General features: G+C 71.6%; 18 protein-coding genes. 12 read left to right on the top strand and 6 right to left on the bottom strand.

The features are described from left to right. Positions 1-32: 32 nt before the first annotated feature. The 5 genes from ABD268_RS06900 to ABD268_RS06880 all read left to right on the top strand — a co-directional run bounded on the left by ABD268_RS06900 (position 33) and on the right by ABD268_RS06880 (position 2751). A complete protein-coding gene (locus ABD268_RS06900; protein WP_344149433.1) occupies positions 33-227 on the top strand; it encodes a hypothetical protein in 195 nt (64 codons plus the stop codon). A gap of 48 nt (positions 228-275) precedes the next feature. Continuing rightward, positions 276-725: an ArsI/CadI family heavy metal resistance metalloenzyme gene (locus ABD268_RS06895; protein WP_344149431.1), complete on the top strand. Its 450-nt coding sequence runs from the start codon at positions 276-278 to the stop codon at positions 723-725. A 66-nt stretch (positions 726-791) separates the two neighbouring features. Further along, positions 792-1205, top strand: a complete 414-nt coding sequence (locus ABD268_RS06890; protein ID WP_344149429.1) for a metalloregulator ArsR/SmtB family transcription factor — start codon at positions 792-794, stop codon at positions 1203-1205. Further along, complete coding sequence (gene arsB / locus ABD268_RS06885; protein ID WP_344149427.1) at positions 1202-2317, top strand: ACR3 family arsenite efflux transporter; 1116 nt, start codon at positions 1202-1204, stop codon at positions 2315-2317. The genes ABD268_RS06890 and arsB overlap by 4 nt, the downstream gene beginning before the upstream one ends. Then, positions 2314-2751, top strand: coding sequence for an arsenate-mycothiol transferase ArsC (locus ABD268_RS06880; RefSeq protein ID WP_344149425.1), 438 nt, complete (start codon positions 2314-2316; stop codon positions 2749-2751). The genes arsB and ABD268_RS06880 overlap by 4 nt, the downstream gene beginning before the upstream one ends. Here the strand turns inward: ABD268_RS06880 and ABD268_RS06875 are convergent. The 3 genes from ABD268_RS06875 to ABD268_RS06865 are packed head-to-tail and all read right to left on the bottom strand — an operon-like array spanning position 2738 to position 6067. Continuing rightward, a complete protein-coding gene (locus ABD268_RS06875; RefSeq protein ID WP_344149423.1) occupies positions 2738-3409 on the bottom strand; it encodes an ArsR/SmtB family transcription factor in 672 nt (223 codons plus the stop codon). The two genes, ABD268_RS06880 and ABD268_RS06875, sit on opposite strands and share 14 nt — an antisense overlap. Continuing rightward, positions 3402-4715 (bottom strand): MFS transporter, encoded by a 1314-nt coding sequence (locus tag ABD268_RS06870; protein ID WP_344149421.1) that lies wholly within the window; start codon positions 4713-4715, stop codon positions 3402-3404. The genes ABD268_RS06875 and ABD268_RS06870 overlap by 8 nt, the downstream gene beginning before the upstream one ends. After that, complete coding sequence (locus ABD268_RS06865) at positions 4712-6067, bottom strand: MBL fold metallo-hydrolase (RefSeq protein WP_344149419.1); 1356 nt, start codon at positions 6065-6067, stop codon at positions 4712-4714. Before ABD268_RS06865 ends, ABD268_RS06870 begins: the two co-directional genes overlap by 4 nt. A gap of 265 nt (positions 6068-6332) precedes the next feature. On the opposite strand from ABD268_RS06865, the gene ABD268_RS06860 reads away from it, so the two are divergent. Continuing rightward, positions 6333-7361, top strand: coding sequence for a DMT family transporter (locus ABD268_RS06860; RefSeq protein WP_344149417.1), 1029 nt, complete (start codon positions 6333-6335; stop codon positions 7359-7361). Positions 7362-7398: 37 nt separating this feature from the next. On the opposite strand, the gene ABD268_RS06855 is transcribed toward ABD268_RS06860, so the two are convergent. The 3 genes from ABD268_RS06855 to ABD268_RS06850 are packed head-to-tail and all read right to left on the bottom strand — an operon-like array spanning position 7399 to position 9577. Beyond that, the gene (locus ABD268_RS06855; protein WP_344149415.1) at positions 7399-8070 is read right to left on the bottom strand and encodes a DEAD/DEAH box helicase; all 672 of its coding nucleotides are present in this window, start codon (positions 8068-8070) and stop codon (positions 7399-7401) included. After that, on the bottom strand, positions 8067-8321 hold the full coding sequence (locus ABD268_RS22810; RefSeq protein WP_425573688.1) for a DEAD/DEAH box helicase family protein: 255 nt from the start codon (positions 8319-8321) through the stop codon (positions 8067-8069). The genes ABD268_RS06855 and ABD268_RS22810 overlap by 4 nt, the downstream gene beginning before the upstream one ends. After that, positions 8255-9577 carry a TOTE conflict system archaeo-eukaryotic primase domain-containing protein gene (locus ABD268_RS06850; protein WP_344149413.1) on the bottom strand — a complete coding sequence of 441 codons (1323 nt, stop codon included), beginning with the start codon at positions 9575-9577 and terminating at the stop codon, positions 8255-8257. The genes ABD268_RS22810 and ABD268_RS06850 overlap by 67 nt, the downstream gene beginning before the upstream one ends. Before the next feature lie 122 nt (positions 9578-9699). Here ABD268_RS06850 and ABD268_RS06845 point away from each other — a divergent pair, with 122 nt between their 5' ends. The 6 genes from ABD268_RS06845 to ABD268_RS06820 all read left to right on the top strand — a co-directional run bounded on the left by ABD268_RS06845 (position 9700) and on the right by ABD268_RS06820 (position 17104). Further along, a complete protein-coding gene (locus ABD268_RS06845; protein WP_344149411.1) occupies positions 9700-10461 on the top strand; it encodes a helix-turn-helix transcriptional regulator in 762 nt (253 codons plus the stop codon). After that, complete coding sequence (locus tag ABD268_RS06840) at positions 10458-11306, top strand: hypothetical protein (protein WP_344149409.1); 849 nt, start codon at positions 10458-10460, stop codon at positions 11304-11306. Before ABD268_RS06845 ends, ABD268_RS06840 begins: the two co-directional genes overlap by 4 nt. Before the next feature lie 56 nt (positions 11307-11362). Continuing rightward, positions 11363-11632, top strand: a complete 270-nt coding sequence (locus ABD268_RS06835; RefSeq protein WP_344149407.1) for a hypothetical protein — start codon at positions 11363-11365, stop codon at positions 11630-11632. Between the two features lie 224 nt (positions 11633-11856). After that, a complete protein-coding gene (locus ABD268_RS06830) occupies positions 11857-13824 on the top strand; it encodes a thioredoxin domain-containing protein (RefSeq protein ID WP_344149405.1) in 1968 nt (655 codons plus the stop codon). 194 nt (positions 13825-14018) lie between these two features. Next, positions 14019-15599, top strand: coding sequence for a GMC family oxidoreductase (locus tag ABD268_RS06825; RefSeq protein WP_344149403.1), 1581 nt, complete (start codon positions 14019-14021; stop codon positions 15597-15599). Beyond that, positions 15596-17104, top strand: a complete 1509-nt coding sequence (locus ABD268_RS06820) for an aldehyde dehydrogenase family protein (protein WP_344149402.1) — start codon at positions 15596-15598, stop codon at positions 17102-17104. Before ABD268_RS06825 ends, ABD268_RS06820 begins: the two co-directional genes overlap by 4 nt. The last annotated feature ends 18 nt before the right edge of the window (positions 17105-17122 follow it).

The raw sequence follows: 17122 nt of genomic DNA, 5'->3' as shown, positions 1-17122 counted from the left end.
GTCGTTCCCGCGCTCGCCGAAGGAGAACCGTCATGAGCAGCATGCACCCGGCCATCGTCGAGGCCCTCGCCCGCCAGCACCGGGCGGAGCTCCTGCGAGCCGCCGAGCTGGGCGGGCGCAGGCCCGCTGCACGCACGGAGAGGCGCGGTACGCGCAGCCTGGCCGGTCTGGTCGACCGGATCGGCCTGCGCAGGCCCGCCCCCGTCGCGTACGCGCCCTGCTGCTGACCCGCTCATCCATCCGCCCCATCCATCCGTTCCACTCGAGGAGTCCACATGTCCCGCCTGCAGCTCGCCCTCAACGTCAACGACATCGACGCCGCGGTGGAGTTCTACTCCACCCTCTTCGGCACGGTCCCGGCCAAGCGCCGCCCCGGCTACGCCAACTTCGCCGTCCCGAACCCGCCGCTGAAGCTCGTGCTCATCGAGAACCCCGCGGACAGCGGCACCCTGAACCACCTCGGCGTGGAGCGCGACTCGATGGAGGAGGTCGAGGCCGAGGCCGGCCGGCTGGAGGCCGCGGGCCTCGAGCTGCGCGTCGAGGGTGACGTGGTCTGCTGCTACGCCCGCCAGGACAAGCACTGGGTCACCGGCCCGGACGGCCAGTCCTGGGAGAACTACGTGGTGCTCGCCGACTCCCAGCCCGAGCTCGAGGGCAGGGCCCACGCCGACCTCGGCCTGGTCGAGGCCGGGTCCGCCGGAGCCCCCAGCGCCTGCTGCTCCTGAGGGCGATCAGGCGTCGATGCGTCGGGCCGCTCGGCCCGGCGCATCGACGCATGCCAATATTGACGCGTGTCGAAATCCTCCCGAAGCCCGCAGCTCCGCGAGCTGCCGCTCGCCGACGACCCGCTGGCCAGCTGCACCCCGTTGGCCCGCGAGCCGATGAGTGCCGACCAGGCCGCCCAAGTGGTTCCGCTGCTCAAGGCCATCGCCGACCCGGCCCGGTTGCGGCTGCTCTCCCTGGTGCTCTCCCACGAGGGCCGCGAGGCCTGCGTGTGCGACCTGACGCCGTACTTCGACCTGACCCAGCCCACGATCAGCCACCACCTCAAGGTGCTGCACGAGAACGGCCTGCTGGACCGCGAGAAGCGCGGCACCTGGGTGTTCTACAAGGCCCGCCCACAGGCGATGGCCGCGCTCGGCAGCCTCTTCACCTCGGGCACGCTCGATCCGGCGGCCAATGACCTCGCCGGGGCCGGCGCATGAGCGACACGGTGCGCGAGAGCGGCGCAACACACGGTGACGAGGCGGTCCTCAGGCAGCTCTCGACCCTCGACCGCTTCCTCCCGGTCTGGATCATTGCCGCGATGGTCCTCGGCCTGACGCTCGGCCGCCTCGTGCCGGGCCTGGACGACGCCCTGGTCGCGGTCGAGATCGGCTCGGTGTCGCTGCCCATCGCGGTCGGCCTGCTCGTGATGATGTACCCGGTGCTGGCCAAGGTCCGCTACGACGAGCTCGGCCACGTCACCGGCGACCGGCGACTGCTGGTGACCTCGATCCTGCTGAACTGGGTGCTCGGCCCTGCGCTGATGTTCACGCTGGCCTGGCTGCTGCTGCCCGACCTGCCGGCGTACCGCACCGGACTGATCATCGTCGGTCTCGCCCGCTGCATCGCCATGGTGCTGATCTGGAACGACCTGGCCTGCGGCGACCGCGAGGCCGCCGCGATCCTGGTGGCGCTCAACGCCGTCTTTCAGATCCTCGCCTTCGCCGTGCTCGGCTGGTTCTACCTCGCGGTGCTGCCGGGGTGGCTCGGCCTCGAGCAGAGCGCACTCGACGTCTCCATGTGGGGCATCGCCAAGTCCGTCCTGGTCTTCCTGGGCATCCCGCTGCTGGCCGGCTACCTCACCCGCACCCTGGGCGAGCGCGCCAAGGGCCGCGAGTGGTACGAGGCGACGTTGCTCCCGCGCATCGGGCCGGCCGCGCTCTACGGGCTGCTGTTCACGATCGTCATCCTCTTCGCGCTCCAGGGCGACACCATCACGAACCAGCCGCTCGACGTGGCCCGGATCGCCGTACCCCTGCTCGTCTACTTCGCCCTCATGTGGGGCGGCTCGATGCTGCTGACCAAGGCGCTCGGCTTCGACTACCAGCGCGCCACGGCGGTCTCCTTCACCGCCGCCGGCAACAACTTCGAGCTCGCCATCGCCGTCGCCATCGGCGTCTTCGGCGTCGCCTCCGGCCAGGCGCTGGCCGGTGTCGTAGGCCCGCTGATCGAGGTCCCCGCCCTCGTCGGCCTCGTCTACGTCAGCCTCTGGGCCCGCCGCTACTTCCCCGACCGCACCGCCGTTCCCACCTCCACAGGAGCCCAGCAGTGACCCGCACCCCCCAGGTGGTCTTCGCCTGCGTCCGCAACGGCGGCCGCTCGGTCGCCTCCCGCGTGCTCACCGAGCACTACGCAGGCGGCCGCGTCGTCGCGCTCTCGGCCGGCACCCAGCCCGGGGAGCACATCCACCCCGAGGTCGCCGAGGTGCTCGAGAAGCTCGGCCTCGACACCTCCGCCGAGCACCCCAAGATGCTCACCCGCGAGACCGTCGCCGCCAGCGACCTGGCGATCACCCTCGGCTGCGGCGAGGAGTGCCCCTACGTCCCGGGCGTGAGGTACGTCGACTGGCCGGTCGACGACCCGGGCGGCCAGGACGAGGCCACGGTGCGCCGCATCGTCGCCGACCTCGACGCCCGGGTGCGCGAGCTGCTCGTCGAGCTGGTCCCGGACATCGAGCTGCCGCCGTCGGTGCTCAACCGGGACTGAGGTCCCGCTCGACGGGATGGCCGGCCAGTCGCCACTCCAGCATCCCGTGCGAGGCCCGGCGTGCCGGGACCCCGTGGGCGGACAGGACCCGGACCGCGTCGTGGGCCAGGACGCAGTACTGACCGCGGCAGTAGGCGACCACCTCGCGGTCACGGGGCAGCTCGGCGAGGCGGTCGGTGAGCTGGTCGAGCGGGATGTGCAGGGCGCCGGGCAGGTGCCCGGCGGCGTACTCCGGCTCGGGGCGGACGTCGAGGACCACGCTGTCACCGTCGCGGACGCGGCGGAGCAGCTCGTCGGTGTCGACCGCCTCGGTGTCGTCGGGGCCCAGGTAGGCGCGGCGAGCGGGCTCGGTGTGCGGGCGATGGCGCTGCGCGACGCCGCGCAGGGTGTCCAGCAGCCCGGCGACGTCGACGTCGGTGAGCGAGTAGTAGACCCGCTTGCCCGCGCGCCGGGTCTCCACCAGCCCCGCCTCGCGCAGGGTCTGCAGGTGCGCCGAGCAGCTGCTCATGCCGAGCTCGGCGACCTCGGCGAGCTCCTCGACGCTGCGCGGCCCCTGGGCCAGCAGGTCCAGCAGCTCGAGCCGGCCGGGGTTGCCCAGGGCCTTCCCGACGGCGGCGAACTCCCGGTAGAGCGCGTTCTTCGCGTCCCGGTCACCCATCGACCGCTCCCTTCGGCTCGACGCTCCCCGGACGGTGGTGCGTCTCGTACATGCGGGCCGCGACGACCAGCCCGGACGCGGCGGTGAGCGCTGCGACCGTCCACACGGCGGCCCGGACGCCGAGGGCGTCGGCGACGATGCCGGCCAGCAGCGCTCCGGCCGCGAAGCCGCCGTCGCGCCACAGCCGGTAGATGCCGACCGACCGGGCCCGCCAGGCCGGGTGTGCCACGTCGCCGATCGAGGCGAGCAACGTCGGGTAGACCATCGCCGTGCCGGCACCGAGGAGGACCGCGGCCACCGCCCACGCCGCGAAGGAGTCGACGGTGGCGATCACCCCGAGCGCGAGGGCCTGGAGCCACATCCCCGAGGCGATCAGCCACTTGCGGCCCACGCGGTCCGACAGCGCTCCCGTGAACAGCTGCCCGACGCCCCACACGGCCGGGTAGAGCGCGGCGAGGACGCCGATCTTCGCCACCGACAGGCCGGCCGCCGAGAACAGGATGGGGAACAGGCCCCACGCCAACCCGTCGTTGAGGTTGTTCACCAGCCCCGCCTGGCTGGCCGCGGACAGCGCCGGCTCCTTGAAGCTGGTCTGGAGGAACACCTCGCCGTTCGACAGGTCGCTGTGCAGGTGGTCGTGCTTGCCGTCCGCGCGGGCGACGTGGCCGGCGGCTTCGAGCCGGGCGTGCTCGCGGGTCTCCCTGACCGCCAGCGTGGACAGGCCCAGGCCGAGGGCGGCGAAGGCGATCCCGAGCAGGAACGGCGCCGGGCGCAGCCCGTAGGTGTCGGCCAGGTAGCCGGTGGCGAGCGCGGTCGCCGCGACCGCGCCGTACCCGGCCGCCTCGTTCAGCCCCATGGCCAAGCCGCGGCGGGCCGGTCCGACCAGGTCGATCTTCATGATCACGGTCGTCGACCAGGTCAGTCCCTGGCTGATGCCGAGCAGCACGTTCGCGGCGACGACCCACGCCCAGGACGGTGCCCAGATCAGCAGCAGCGGCACCGGGACGGCGACCAGCCACCCGACCACCAGGACGGGCTTGCGGCCGAACCGGTCGGACCAGGTCCCGGCGAAGTAGTTCGTCGCGGCCTTGGCCAGGCCGAAGACGAGGATGAACGTCAGGCCGGCGGTGTAGCCGCGCAGCCCGAAGACCCGTTCACCCAGGAGGGGCACCACCGTGCGCTCCTGGCCGAGCATCCCGCCGACCAGGGCGTTGACCGTGACCAGCAGCACGAACTGGGCGAGGTTCTGGCGCAGCCCGAGCTCGATGTGGCGAGTCGGTGCGGCGTTCTGCGTCGTCCTGCTCACGGACCGGTCTCCAGGCTTCGGCCGGTGGACTCGGCCCAGTTGTCGGGGCCGCCCAGGAGAACCGCGACGTCGCGGCGGCCGCCACGTTCGAGGAGGCTGGCTGCGCCCATGGCCCGTTCGCCGTGGACGCACATCACGACCGTCGGCCCCGGCGCCGGCCTCGTCGCTGCTCCGGTGAGGTCGCCGAGCTCGAGATGGGTGGCGCCCGGGAGGTGGCCGGCGGCGTACTCAGCGGCCTGACGGACGTCGAGGACGTTGACGCCCTCCATGCTTGCGGCGTCGACCAACGGGATGGTGGCGGTCGCCTCCCCGGCCGCGGTCCATGACGCGAGGCCGCCCTGCAGCTCGCCGGTGATCTGGTCGTAGCCGATCTTGCGGCCCTGCCAGAGGATCTCGGCCGGGTCCTGGTCAGGGTTGCGCACGACCACCAGCTGCCTGTCGGCGTCGACCAGCCAGCCGAGCCACGTGGCGAACGCGGGCCGCAGGGGGATCGACACCGAGCCGGCCAGGTGGCCGGCGGCGAAGTCCGGCACCGGCCGCACGTCCACGATCACGGCGCCGTCTGCGCTCAGGCGTGCCACCTGCGCTGTGGACAGCGGCCGAAGGACGTCGCCCTCGACGAGGGACGGTCCGCGGCGGTTGATCTCGCCCAGGCGGAGGAAGTAGGGCGGGAAGGTGCCGAGGGAGTCCAGCAGCTCGGTGACGAACGCGTCCTCGGAACCGGCGCGCATGAGGGCGTTGGTGGCGCGCTCGGTGCCGATGGTGGAGGTGCGCTCGGCGCCGGGAGGTGCCGAGCAGAACGAGCCGGCTCCGTGAGTGGGCCACACCGCGACGTCGTCGTCCAGCTCGGCCAGGCGTTGCAGCGAGCGGTACTGCGCGCGGGCGAGCTCCTCGGTCCGCTCCGGCGCGACGAGGTCCGTGCGGGCCGCGGACCCGACGATCAGCGAGCCTCCGGTGAACACGCCGACCACACGGGGACCGTCCAGGAGCTCGAACGCCATGTGCTCGTGCGTGTGTCCCGGCGTCGCGAGGGTCCGCAGGGTGAGGCCACCGAGGTCGACCTCGTCGCCGTCGCCCAGGCCGCGATGGGGGAAGCCACGGTGGCCGGCGGCTGAGGCGAGCACGGTCGCCCCGTCCGTCGCGGCCAGCTGCAGCGCCCCGGTGAGGAAGTCCGCGTGCAGGTGGGTGTCGGCGGCGAATGCGACCTTCAGACCCAGGCGTCCGGCGGTCACGCGCAGCGCCCGCAGGTCGCGGGAGGCGTCCACGGCCAACGCGCGCCCCTCGCCGAGGTCGAGCAGGTACGCCGAGTTGCCCAGGCCTTCGTCCACCAGTGGGATCACGTCGACAGCCATGGCGCCTCCTTCGTGCGTAGTTTCAACGCTACATCATTTCGTGGAATGTTGGAATGATTGCGACGAGCCTCAGGCCGCCCTCCCCCTGCGGAGTACCGTGGCCGTATGGCAGGGCAGGTGTGCTCAGGTCGGCCGGCGAAGCCGTGCCGGGTGCCTGCCTACGACTGCTGCGACGGAGAAGACGCGGCGAACTGACGCCAGCGGCGCCGCTGTGCGGCGCCCGCGCTCGGTCCTGCCCTCTTCACTCTTCCGTCGGAGCTTCGCCATGCACACCCACATCCCACCCCGTCGTGCCCCCGCGGCGCACACCGCGGTCGCGGTGCTGGTCGCGGCGGCCGCCTGCTGGGGCGTCGGCACCGTCGTCTCCAAGCAGGTCGTCGACGACGTCGCACCCCTGACCCTCCTCCCGCTGCAGCTGGCCGCCAGCTGCGCCTTCCTGCTGGCCGTCGCCACGGTCCGTCGTGAACCACTGACCTGGAGCCCGCCGGTGCGTCGGCTCGCCGCGCTCGGTGTGCTCAACCCCGGCCTCGCCTACGCGCTCGGCCTCATCGGACTGACCACCATCACCGCGAGCATGTACGTCCTGCTGTGGGCGACCGAACCCGTCGTCATCCTGCTGCTGGCCGCGCTCGTGCTCCGCGAGCACATCCCCAGCGCCCTCGTGGGCGCGGTGACGGTGGCGGTCCTCGGGGTGCTGCTGGTGGTCTTCCGACCGGGCGCCGCCGGCGACGCGGTCGGCATCACGCTCACCCTGGTGTCGGTCTCCTTCTGCGCCCTGTACACCGTGCTCACCCGGCGCCTCCTGCTGGATGACTCCTCACTGGGCGTGGTGCTCGCCCAGCAGGCGGCCGCCCTGGTGTTCGCCATCGTCCTGGTGACCCTCGTCGGCGTCGCCGGCGGCACCGGCTGGAACCTCGACGGGCTGGGCGCCGCCACCTGGGCGGGTGCGGCGGTCTCCGGGGTCCTGTACTACGGGCTGGGCTTCTGGTTCTACGTCACGGGACTGCGCCTCGTGCCGGCCTCGTATGCGGGCGCGTTCCTCCCGCTGATCCCGGTCTTCGGCGTGGCCGCCGGCTACCTGGTCGGCGAGCGGCTGGCTGCTCAGCAGTGGCTCGGCGCCGCCGCCGTGGTCGCCGCGACGGTCGTGATCGCGCTGCGGCCCGGGCGAGGCGAGCGACGGGACTCACGCCTCCCTGACGGGAGCCGAACCTTCGGTGTGCCACGTCGGGTTCATCGGCCGGCTGGAATGCTGGGAAGGTCCCGAACCAGCAAGCGTCGTCACGAGTGTGAGTGACGAGGAAGTGGGTCTGGTGCCCAACAGATTGTGCGGGTCACGTTGACTTGCGTGGATCCGGGAAGCCGAGGCTGAGGTAGCCGGGTGCCCGCTTGCTCAGCGCCGCTGCGAGCACAGGTACGTCGATGTCGTAATAGTCATGGACCTCGGCGGTCTGTTTGCCGGGGTGGGCGCGAAGGACGCGGCCCGCGTACTGGACGAGGCGGCCCTTGAACGAGACCGGCCCGGCGAGGAACAGGGCGTCGAGGGCTGGGCAGTCGAAGCCTTCGCCGACGAGGTGTCCGGTGGCGACGACGAGCAGTGGTGGACCGCCGTCGGACGGGATGAGCCGTGCGTTGGCCGCCGCGCGTTGCTTCGCGCCCATGCCGCCCTTGAGGACAACTGGGTCCAGGCCTCGCTCGGTCAGTGTCTCGGCGGGGTGGTCGACGTGGCCGGTGCGCTGGGCCAAGACGAGGCAGTGGCGACCACGGCCGAGGGCATCCAGCACATCGGTGACGATCTGCTCGTTGCGTGTCTCGTCCTCGGCCAGTGCCCGGTGGACGCCTGCGAGGGCACCCGGGACGGACAGGTCGACGGGGTCGTCCAGCCTGAACGATGTGGGGTGGACAACGAGCACGGGGCGTGGCCGGTCGGCGCTGGCGCCCTCGAGCGTGTCGGGATCGGCGTGGGCGAAGGCGTGCCGTACGGGGCCGAGTTGGAAGCCGATCAAGTCATCGAGACCGTCCCGGCGGTAAGGGGTGGCCGTGAGCCCGACCCAGTAGCGCGCGGGGATGGCCCGAACGGCGAGCTCGAACGCAGGTCGTGGATCTGGCGGCGCCACTGGTCGGCGAGGGTCTTCCGGTCCACCAGTACGAGCGTGGGCAGGGCTCGCTGGGCGACGACGGCACAGGCCATCACGGTCTTGCCGGACCCGGGCGGGGCAACGAGAAGCCCCAACTCGTGCGGGAGTACGGACTCCACAGCTTCGCGCTGCTGTGGCCTGAGATCGAAGGTTGGCGAGAGGTCCAAGGGATCTCCGGTGATTCGCTGATCGTCGACCTCGATCTTGCTGCCGGCTTCTCGATGAGCCTCGTCGCCTTGTCGTGGAGTCCCCGCGGGAGCACGAGGTGGTCGTCGAGCGTTTCGTCGTAGGAGGTGATGATCCGGGGGACGTTCCACGTCGACTGGCGACGACGCTGGCGGTCGTAGAACTCGGGGTTGTACGTCGATGCGGCGTGCTTCAAGGTCGCACAGAGCGATGGGCTGAGCTCTGGTCCCGGAACGCTGACGGTCCCGTCGAGACGGAGATGCACGATCGGCGCCGGGTTCGGCTGCGTCTTCGTCGACCGAGCGGGCTGGGCGCGGTCGACGCGGTCTCCAACTGTTGGTTCCCGAAGCGCGGTGGCGGGCTTCGTGACCTGCTTCGGGGTGAGGCGCTCCAGGGTGGAGAGGTAGTCCCACTGATCCTCGAACGGCTCCAGCGTGGACAGGTCGAGGAAGACCGTGGTTCCGATCCTTCGTGACTTCCCGTGGAGCGGAGCCGCGATCAAGTTGCCGGGACCTTGTCCGGGCAGAACGTCCTGAGACGGGAAGAGTCGGTCGTAGCAGCGAAGGTCCATCCGGCCACGGACGGCGATGGCCTCGCGGATGAGAGCGGTTCCGAGTTGGCGTGCAGTGGCTGCCGGCACCGGGTCGGTGAAGAAGATCCATACGTGGGCGCCGATCCCGGACCGGGACACCTCCAGGGCGGCTGGTGCGCCCATGGCTCTTGCTGCCTTCAGGTAGGCAAGTGCGTCGAGCATGGCGGCTGGTCCGTCGAAGTCGGCGGCGAGCCAGCAGGTCTGGTCGCCGCGGAGCATCGGATAGAGCCCGATGTGGACGTCGCCGGTGAGGTGAGCCGCCAGCACCTCCTGTTTCAGCGGAAGGTGGCGCACGTCGGAGGCCGGCCGACCCTTGCGCCATCCGCCCTCGACAGCCGGCATCCAACCTGACTTCCCGGTTCGCGCGTTCTCCCACCGAACGGCATAGACATCGCGCCTGGCGCCGAACAACGTGGCATAGAACTCGACCTTGGCCTGTGGGGACGAGCGCGCGTCCACCGGACCCGGGGCCTTGTCGAACCACGCCGTCTGGGTACCGCGGGCGGGAGCAGCCTCAGTGTCGGTGAACTTGAGGAGTTTGCGCAGGCGCGCGTTCTCGCTCCTGAGACTCTCCAGCTCGGCTTTCAGATCGCCCACGGTGTCAATCCTGCCGCCCGACCTCATGAGATGTCCGCTGTGACCTTGGTGTCGCAACGCCCAGAGCGGGTGACCCGAGGCGCTTCTGTTGCGTATTTGCAACGCTCGCCTAGACTGTTGACATGGACCTCGCCGAGCGCATCTCGACGTTGCGCCGCGTCAACGGGCTGAGTGCCCGTCAACTTGCGGCGCTGGTCGACGTCGCCCCGACGACGGTGACGCGGATCGAGTCCGGGGCTGTGAGTCCGTCGTTCGACCTGGCCCAGGAGATCCTGACCGTCCTGGGGGAGCCAATCGGCTTCACAGGTGTCGCCGATGTTGCGGCGATCGCGGCAGCGCGCTCGGCGCTCGATCCGTCGCTCGCCGTCTCTGTGACGCCGGGCGTCGACACCTGGCGGCAGCGGTGGCGGCGGATCGGGCTTGTCGATGACGCCGCCCGGGTCGTGCCCGGCAAGGAGGCGGACCTGTTGTTCCGTGCCGGCCGCGCAGCCCGCCTCACTCGTCGTCCGGGTGCCGTGGATTTCAAGGCTGGGCCGTCGGCGTACGACGTTGCTGGGGCACTCGGCAGTGCTGGCATCGGCTACGCCCTGACCGGTGACGCTGGCGCCAACCTCTACCGCTCCAGTGCAGGAGAGGCGTGGCCGGTGCTCTACGTCGTGGATGCCGCGCGTGCCGCCGAAGCGGCCGGACTGGCACGCAAGGAGCCCGGCTCCTTCGGGATGCGGGTCACCTTGATCCCGTTTGACGGCGTCAGCGAACTCGGCCGGACGGAGATCGGCGGAGTCACTGTGGTTGCACGCGACCAGGTGATACTCGATGCCTACGGCGGCATCGATCGCATGGCCGAGCAGGCCGACATCCTGCTGGGTCGGCGAGTGGCATGACGGACTTCAAGCAACCGCGCACCGAGATCGAGTGGAGTCGTCGCGCAATCATCAACGTGGTCGGCGTCCTGGCGGCTCACGCCGAGTCACTGACGCTCGTCGGCGCGCACGCCGTCCTACTGCGCACGATGGACCTCGACGTGCCGAGGATGCCGACAGGTGATGGCGACCTCGGAGTCACGCCCGGCCTGGTCGACGGCCTTCCCAGTATCGAGGCCCTGTTGTCAGACGCCGGCTATGAGCATCGCACGACGGCACGGCCTGGGCTCTGGGGACGCGAGCCGTACGACGAGCGCGACGGCACGAGGTCGTTCCGAGAGAAGATCGACCTGCTCGCACCGCACGGACTCTCCGGAACGGCAAGCCGGAGCAAGCGAGGTGTACCCGCGCTACAGCCGGCACACGGCAAGGTCGCGGTCGGCAACGCGCTGGGTCTGGAACTCGCGGCGTTCAACCGGTCGCTGGTCACGATCACCGACTACGCCGATCCTCGGCTGACGACCGAGATCCACGTCGCCGAGATCCCCGCGCTCATCTTGGCCAAGGGCTCGAAAGTCGGTGAACGGCTCCGGGAGCAGCGCAAGGGCCCGGTCCGGGACAAGGATCTTGGTGATCTGTGGCGCCTCATGGCGGCAGCTGATCCCGCTGAGACGGCCCGGGTGATCATGGAGTTCGTGGATCATCCCGAGGTCGGTGTCGACGTTCGCCAAAGTCTCGAGTGGACCGCCGACGTGTTGCGAGATCCGGTGAGCGTTGAGCGAGCCAAGTTGGCCTTCGATACTTTCGTCGACCCTGCCGCGATCGACCGCGACTTCGAGCGCTGGAGCGACCTGATGCTCTGGTGATGCTGGTGAGGCTGGTGAGGCGCGACTTGTCGGAGGCGAGAGGCATCCTTGGGTGCGTGTCGGACGCTGCCGGCCCCGAGCGCTGGGATGGGGCCCGCGCCGCCTTGCAGCCGTGGCTGGACTCGCTGGACTTCGCCGCCGAGAAGGAGCTTCTTCGCCAGCGATCGATCGCGCGAGCCGCGTGCGGCGAATGCGTTGATCTGGAGATGCAGGTGTCGATGTGGGTCGCCGGCCCGGGAGGTGACGCCCGCTGCCACGGCGCGCCCTCGCCGGCCGGCGCGCGGAACATCACCTGGTACTTCGTGCAGCCGTCCTCGGGCGTGTAGAGACGAAGCCGCCAAGGACGTCTCGTGCCGACAAGCGTGCGCTACTTGCCCTGAGCGAGCAGCTTCGGTTGAGAGCGTGTGGCCACGAGACCGCCTCCTAGGCTGGTGCCACCGGGCCACAGGGAGACCCGTTGCAGATCCATCGGGCATCACTTTCGGGCATCACTTTCGTGCATCATTCAAGGGATCTGATGCACGTGCCACTCGTGAGGAGTTCACAGGAAATGGTCAATCGTCTCGCCAACGCGACCAGCCCCTACCTGCTCCAACACGCGGAGAACCCGGTCCACTGGTGGGAGTGGGGGCCGGAGGCTTTCGAGGAGGCCCGCGCACGCAACGTGCCGGTCCTGCTCTCGGTGGGGTACTCGGCCTGCCACTGGTGCCACGTGATGGCTCACGAGTCCTTCGAGGACGAGGCCACCGCGGCCTACCTCAACCAGCACTTCGTGAGCATCAAGGTCGACCGCGAGGAGCGGCCGGACGTCGACGCGGTCTACATGCAGGCCACCACGGCGATGACCGGGCAGGGCGGCTGGCCGATGACCTGCGTGCTCGACCACGACGGCAACCCGTTCTTCGCGGGCACCTACTTCCCCGACCGGCCGCGGCACGGCCAGCCGTCCTTCGGCCAGCTGCTCCAGGCGCTGGTGGACGCCTGGCAGACCCGCGGCGACGACGTACGCCGGGTGGCCGGCAACCTGCGCGAGCACCTCAACCAGCAGGCCGCGCTGGCCTCCGGTCAGATCGGTGCCGACACCCTGGCGGCCGCGGTGGCGACGCTGGCCGGCGAGTTCGACGGGCACCACGGCGGCTTCGGCGGCGCGCCGAAGTTCCCGCCGTCGATGGTGCTCGAGCTGCTGATGCGGCACGCGGCGCGCACCGACGACGACACCGCGCACGCGATGCTCGACGCGACCTGCGAGGCGATGGCCCGGGGCGGGATCTACGACCAGCTCGGCGGCGGCTTCGCGCGCTACTCGGTCGACCGGCGCTGGGTGGTGCCGCACTTCGAGAAGATGCTCTACGACAACGCCCAGCTGCTGGGTGTCTACGCCCGGTGGGGTGGGCCGCTGGGGGATCGGGTGGCGCGCGAGACCGCGGACTTCCTGCTCCGCGAGCTGCGCACCGCCGAGGGCGGCTTCGCCTCCGCCCTGGACGCCGACAGCGAGGGCGTCGAGGGCAAGTTCTACGCCTGGACCCCCGACCAGCTGGTCGAGGTGCTGGGGGAGGAGGACGCCGGGTGGGCGGCCCAGGTCTTCGAGGTCACGCCCGAGGGCACCTTCGAGCACGGCGCCTCCACGCTGCAGCTGCCCCAGGACCCGGAGGGGCCCGGCGCGCAGCGGCTCGCCGACGTCCGCACGGTCCTGCTCGCCGCCCGGGAGACCCGGGTCCGGCCGGAGCGCGACGACAAGGTGGTCGCGGCCTGGAACGGCCAGGCGATCTCCGGGCTGTGCGCGGCGGGACTGCTGCTCGGGGAGAGGGCGTACCTCGACGCCGCGGTGGCGGCCGGTGAGCTGCTCGCGACCGTGCACACCGTGGACCGGCGGCTGCGTCGGGTGTCCCGGGACGGCGCGGTGGGCCGGCACGCCGCGGTCCTCGAGGACCTCGGCTGCGTGGCGTCCGGCTACCTCGCGCTGGTGCAGGCGACCGGGGACGCGGTGTGGCTCGAGCGGGCGCGGGTGCTGCTGGACGACGCGCTGGACCGGTTCCGGGCCGACGACGGCGGCTTCTTCGACACCGGCGTCGACGCGGAGGCGCTCCTGACGCGGCCCCGCGACCCCTCCGACAACGCCAGCCCCTCGGGGCTGTCGGCGACCGTGCACGCGCTCGCGGAGTACGCCGCGCTGACCGGCTCCGGGCGGCACCGGCAGGCCGCCGAGGAGGCGCTCGCCACCGTGGCGACGCTCGCCGAGCGGGCGCCCCGGTTCGCCGGCTGGTCCCTGGCCGCCGCCGAGGCGATGCTGGACGGGCCGCTGGAGGTCGCGGTCGTGGGCGCCCCGGGCCCGGACCGGGACGCGCTCGAGGCACGGGCCCGCCGGATCCCCGGCGCGGTGGTGGTCGTGGCCGACGGGCCCCGCGAGGACGTCCCGCTGCTGGCCGGCCGCACCGACGTCGGCGGCCGCCCCGCGGCGTACGTCTGCCGGGGCCAGGTCTGCGAGCGCCCGGTGACCGACCCCGCCGACCTGCCCTGACTCCATCCGCCCCAACGCCGAGTCGGCGCACTTTCACGCGCAGGACCGCCCGAGTCGGCGCAGTTTGACGCCGGCCCCGGGTGCAACTGCGCCGACTCGGCGGGTCCGCGGCGTACATCTGCGCCGACTCGGCCTTTTTGTGGGGGCTACCGGGCGGTACGTTCGGGGGCACCCACGAGTGAAGGACGTCACAGATGCCTGCGGACAGCTACGACTACGTGATCGTCGGTGCGGGGAGCGCGGGGGCGGTGCTCGCGGCCCGGCTCAGCGAGGACCCGGGGACCAGCGTCCTGCTGCTCGAGGCCGGGGGCGAGGCGGACGCCGACGAGGTGATGATCCCGGCGGCGTTCCCGACCCTGTTCAAGACCCGGTGGGACTGGAACTACAGCACCACCGAGCAGAAGCAGCTGCACAACCGCCGCGCCTACTGGCCGCGGATGAAGGCGCTGGGCGGCTGCTCGTCGATGAACGCGATGATCTACATCCGCGGGAACCGGGCGGACTACGACTCCTGGCGCGACCAGTACGGCGCGGCCGGCTGGGGCTACGACGACGTGCTGCCCTACTTCAAGCGGGCCGAGGACAACGCCCGCCTCGGCGGGCCGTTCCACGGCCAGGGCGGCCCGCTGCACGTCGAGGACCGGCGCTACACCCACGACCTCAGCCACGCGTTCGTCGACAGCGCGGTCAGCGCCGGCCTCAAGCCGACCGACGACTTCAACGGCGCCGAGCAGGAGGGGGCCGGGCTCTACCAGGTGACCTGCAGGAACGGCCGCCGCTGGTCGACCAACGAGGCCTACCTCAAGCCGGCCCGGTCCCGGTCGAACCTCACGGTGAGCACCGGGGCGCTCGCCTGCCGGGTGGAGCTCGAGGGGGATCGGGCGACAGGGCTGACCTTCCGCCAGGGCGGCGCCGAGCACACGGTCCGCGCGACCCGGGAGGTGCTGCTCTGCGGCGGGGCGGTCAACAGCCCCCAGCTGCTGATGCTCTCGGGCATCGGCCCGGGCAACCACCTCGCCGAGGTGGGCGTGACCGGCAAGGTCGACCTGCCCGGCGTCGGCGCCAACCTGCAGGACCATCCGGTGGTGCCGCTGCTCTGGTACACCCGCGGGATCACCGACCTCGCCCAGCTCAACAACCTGCGCAACTTCGCGCGGTGGAAGGCCCGGGGCACCGGCCCGCTGGCCTCCAACGTCGGGGAGTCCGGTGCCTTCTTCGCCAGCCGCGACGGGCTCGCCGCGCCCGACATCCAGATCCACTCGGCACCGTCGGGCTTCTACGACAACGGCCTCCACGAGCCGACCAGCAGGATGTTCACCGCCGCCCCGACGCTGGTGTCGGTGGTGAGCCGCGGCTCGGTCCGGCTGCGCTCGGCCGACCCGACCTGGCACCCGGCCATCGACGCGGCGTACCTCGAGGACCAGACCGACCTCGACGCGCTGCTCGCCGGCGCCCGGCGTACCTGGCAGATCTGCACGCAGGGCGCGGTCAGCCGCTACCTCGACCGTCCCTGGAACCTGCCGGACCGGCCCTCCGACGAGGACCTCGTCGAGCACATCCGGACCTGGGCGCAGACGCTCTACCACCCGGTCGCCACCTGCGCGATGGGCTCGGGCGAGGACGCCGTGGTCGGCGCCGACCTCCGGGTCCGCGGCGTCGAGGGCCTGCGGGTCGTCGACGCCTCGGTGATGCCGGCCGTGCCCCGCGGGAACACCAACGCCCCCACCATCATGCTCGCCGAGAAGGCGGCCGACGAGATCAGGAAGTCGCGATGACCCAGACCGAAACCCGGGCCGGGACGGCCACCACCTTCGAGTCCCTCGACCCGGCGACGGGAGACGTGGTCGGCGTCCACCCGGTCCACACCGAGGAGGAGGTGCGGGCGGCCGTGGCCCGGGCCCGGGAGGCCGCCGCCTGGTGGTCGGCGCTGTCGTACGACGAGCGGGACCGCCACCTGTCCGCGTGGAAGGGCGTGATCACCCGCCGGGTGGGCCAGCTGGCCGACCTGATGCACCGCGAGACCGGCAAGCCGCACGGCGACGCGATGCTCGAGGCCGCGCTCGGCATCGACCACCTCGCCTGGGCGGCCGGCCACGCCGGCAAGGTGCTGAAGCGGCGCCGGGTCTCCGCCGGGCTGGTGATGGCCAACCAGGCGGCGACGGTCGAGTACCTCCCGCTCGGGGTGGTCGGCGTCATCGGACCGTGGAACTACCCGCTGTTCACCCCGATGGGCTCGATCGCCTACGCCCTCGCGGCGGGGAACGCCGTGGTCTTCAAGCCCAGCGAGTACACCCCGGGCGTGGGCGAGTGGCTCGCCCAGACCTTCCTCGAGTCCGTCGGCCACCCGGTCCTCCAGGTCGTCACCGGCCTCGGCGACACCGGCGCCGCGCTGTGCCGCGCTGGGGTCGACAAGGTCGCCTTCACAGGGTCGACCGCGACCGGCAAGCGGGTGATGGCGGCCTGTGCCGAGACGCTCACCCCGGTCGTCATCGAGGCCGGCGGCAAGGACGCGGTGATCGTCGACGCGGACGCCGACGTCGACGCCGCGGCCGACGCCACGCTGTGGGGCGCGTGCTCCAACGCGGGGCAGACCTGCACCGGCGTGGAGCGGGTCTACGTGCACGAGCGCGTGTACGACGAGTTCCTCGCCGCGCTGCTGGACAAGGCCAAGGGCCTACGGGCCGACGACAGCGCCGAGGCGCAGCTCGGCCCGATCACCACGCCCCAGCAGCGCGACGTGATCCGCAGCCACATCCAGGACGCCCTCGACCGCGGCGGCCGCGCCGTGCTCGGCGGCGTGGAGTCGGTCGGCGAGCGGTTCGTCCAGCCCACGATCCTGGTCGACGTGCCCGAGGACTCGCTCGCGGTGCAGGAGGAGACGTTCGGTCCGACCGTCACGGTCGCGAAGGTCCGCGACATGGAGGAGGCGATCGCGCGGACCAACGCGACCCGCTACGGCCTCGGCTCGACGGTCTTCAGCAAGGAGCGGGGCATGGAGATCGCCGCCCGGATCCGCTCCGGGATGACCGCGATCAACGGGGTGATCACCTTCGCCGGGGTGCCGAGCCTGCCGTTCGGCGGGGTCGGCGACTCCGGCTTCGGCCGGATCCACGGCCCGGACGGGCTCAAGGAGTTCACCTACGCCAAGGCGATCGCGCGGCAGCGCTTCAAGCCGCTGCTGACCCTGACGTCGTTCACCCGCACCGACAAGGCCGACCAGCAGCTGGCCCAGATGATCACGATGCTGCACGGGCGGGGGACCACGATCCCCAAGCGCTGAGGTCCGGCGCGGCCCCGG

Origin of the sequence: Nocardioides koreensis, assembly GCF_039531775.1 — a bacterium.
Classification (GTDB): Bacteria; Actinomycetota; Actinomycetes; order Propionibacteriales; family Nocardioidaceae; genus Nocardioides; species Nocardioides koreensis.
The sequence above is the reverse complement of the archived record's forward strand: the minus strand, read 5'-3'. Positions and strand labels throughout refer to the sequence as shown.

Excerpts from the sequence above, each read along its gene's own strand:
- arsB (WP_344149427.1), top strand. The coding sequence starts at position 1,202 with ATGAGCGACACGGTGCGCGAGAGCGGCGCAACACACGGTGACGAGGCG.
- ABD268_RS06830 (WP_344149405.1), top strand. The coding sequence starts at position 11,857 with ATGGTCAATCGTCTCGCCAACGCGACCAGCCCCTACCTGCTCCAACAC.
- ABD268_RS06895 (WP_344149431.1), top strand. The coding sequence starts at position 276 with ATGTCCCGCCTGCAGCTCGCCCTCAACGTCAACGACATCGACGCCGCG.
- ABD268_RS06900 (WP_344149433.1), top strand. The coding sequence starts at position 33 with ATGAGCAGCATGCACCCGGCCATCGTCGAGGCCCTCGCCCGCCAGCAC.
- ABD268_RS06820 (WP_344149402.1), top strand. The coding sequence starts at position 15,596 with ATGACCCAGACCGAAACCCGGGCCGGGACGGCCACCACCTTCGAGTCC.
- ABD268_RS06840 (WP_344149409.1), top strand. The coding sequence starts at position 10,458 with ATGACGGACTTCAAGCAACCGCGCACCGAGATCGAGTGGAGTCGTCGC.
- ABD268_RS06825 (WP_344149403.1), top strand. The coding sequence starts at position 14,019 with ATGCCTGCGGACAGCTACGACTACGTGATCGTCGGTGCGGGGAGCGCG.
- ABD268_RS06865 (WP_344149419.1), bottom strand. The coding sequence starts at position 6,067 with ATGGCTGTCGACGTGATCCCACTGGTGGACGAAGGCCTGGGCAACTCG.
- ABD268_RS06845 (WP_344149411.1), top strand. The coding sequence starts at position 9,700 with ATGGACCTCGCCGAGCGCATCTCGACGTTGCGCCGCGTCAACGGGCTG.
- ABD268_RS06860 (WP_344149417.1), top strand. The coding sequence starts at position 6,333 with ATGCACACCCACATCCCACCCCGTCGTGCCCCCGCGGCGCACACCGCG.
- ABD268_RS06875 (WP_344149423.1), bottom strand. The coding sequence starts at position 3,409 with ATGGGTGACCGGGACGCGAAGAACGCGCTCTACCGGGAGTTCGCCGCC.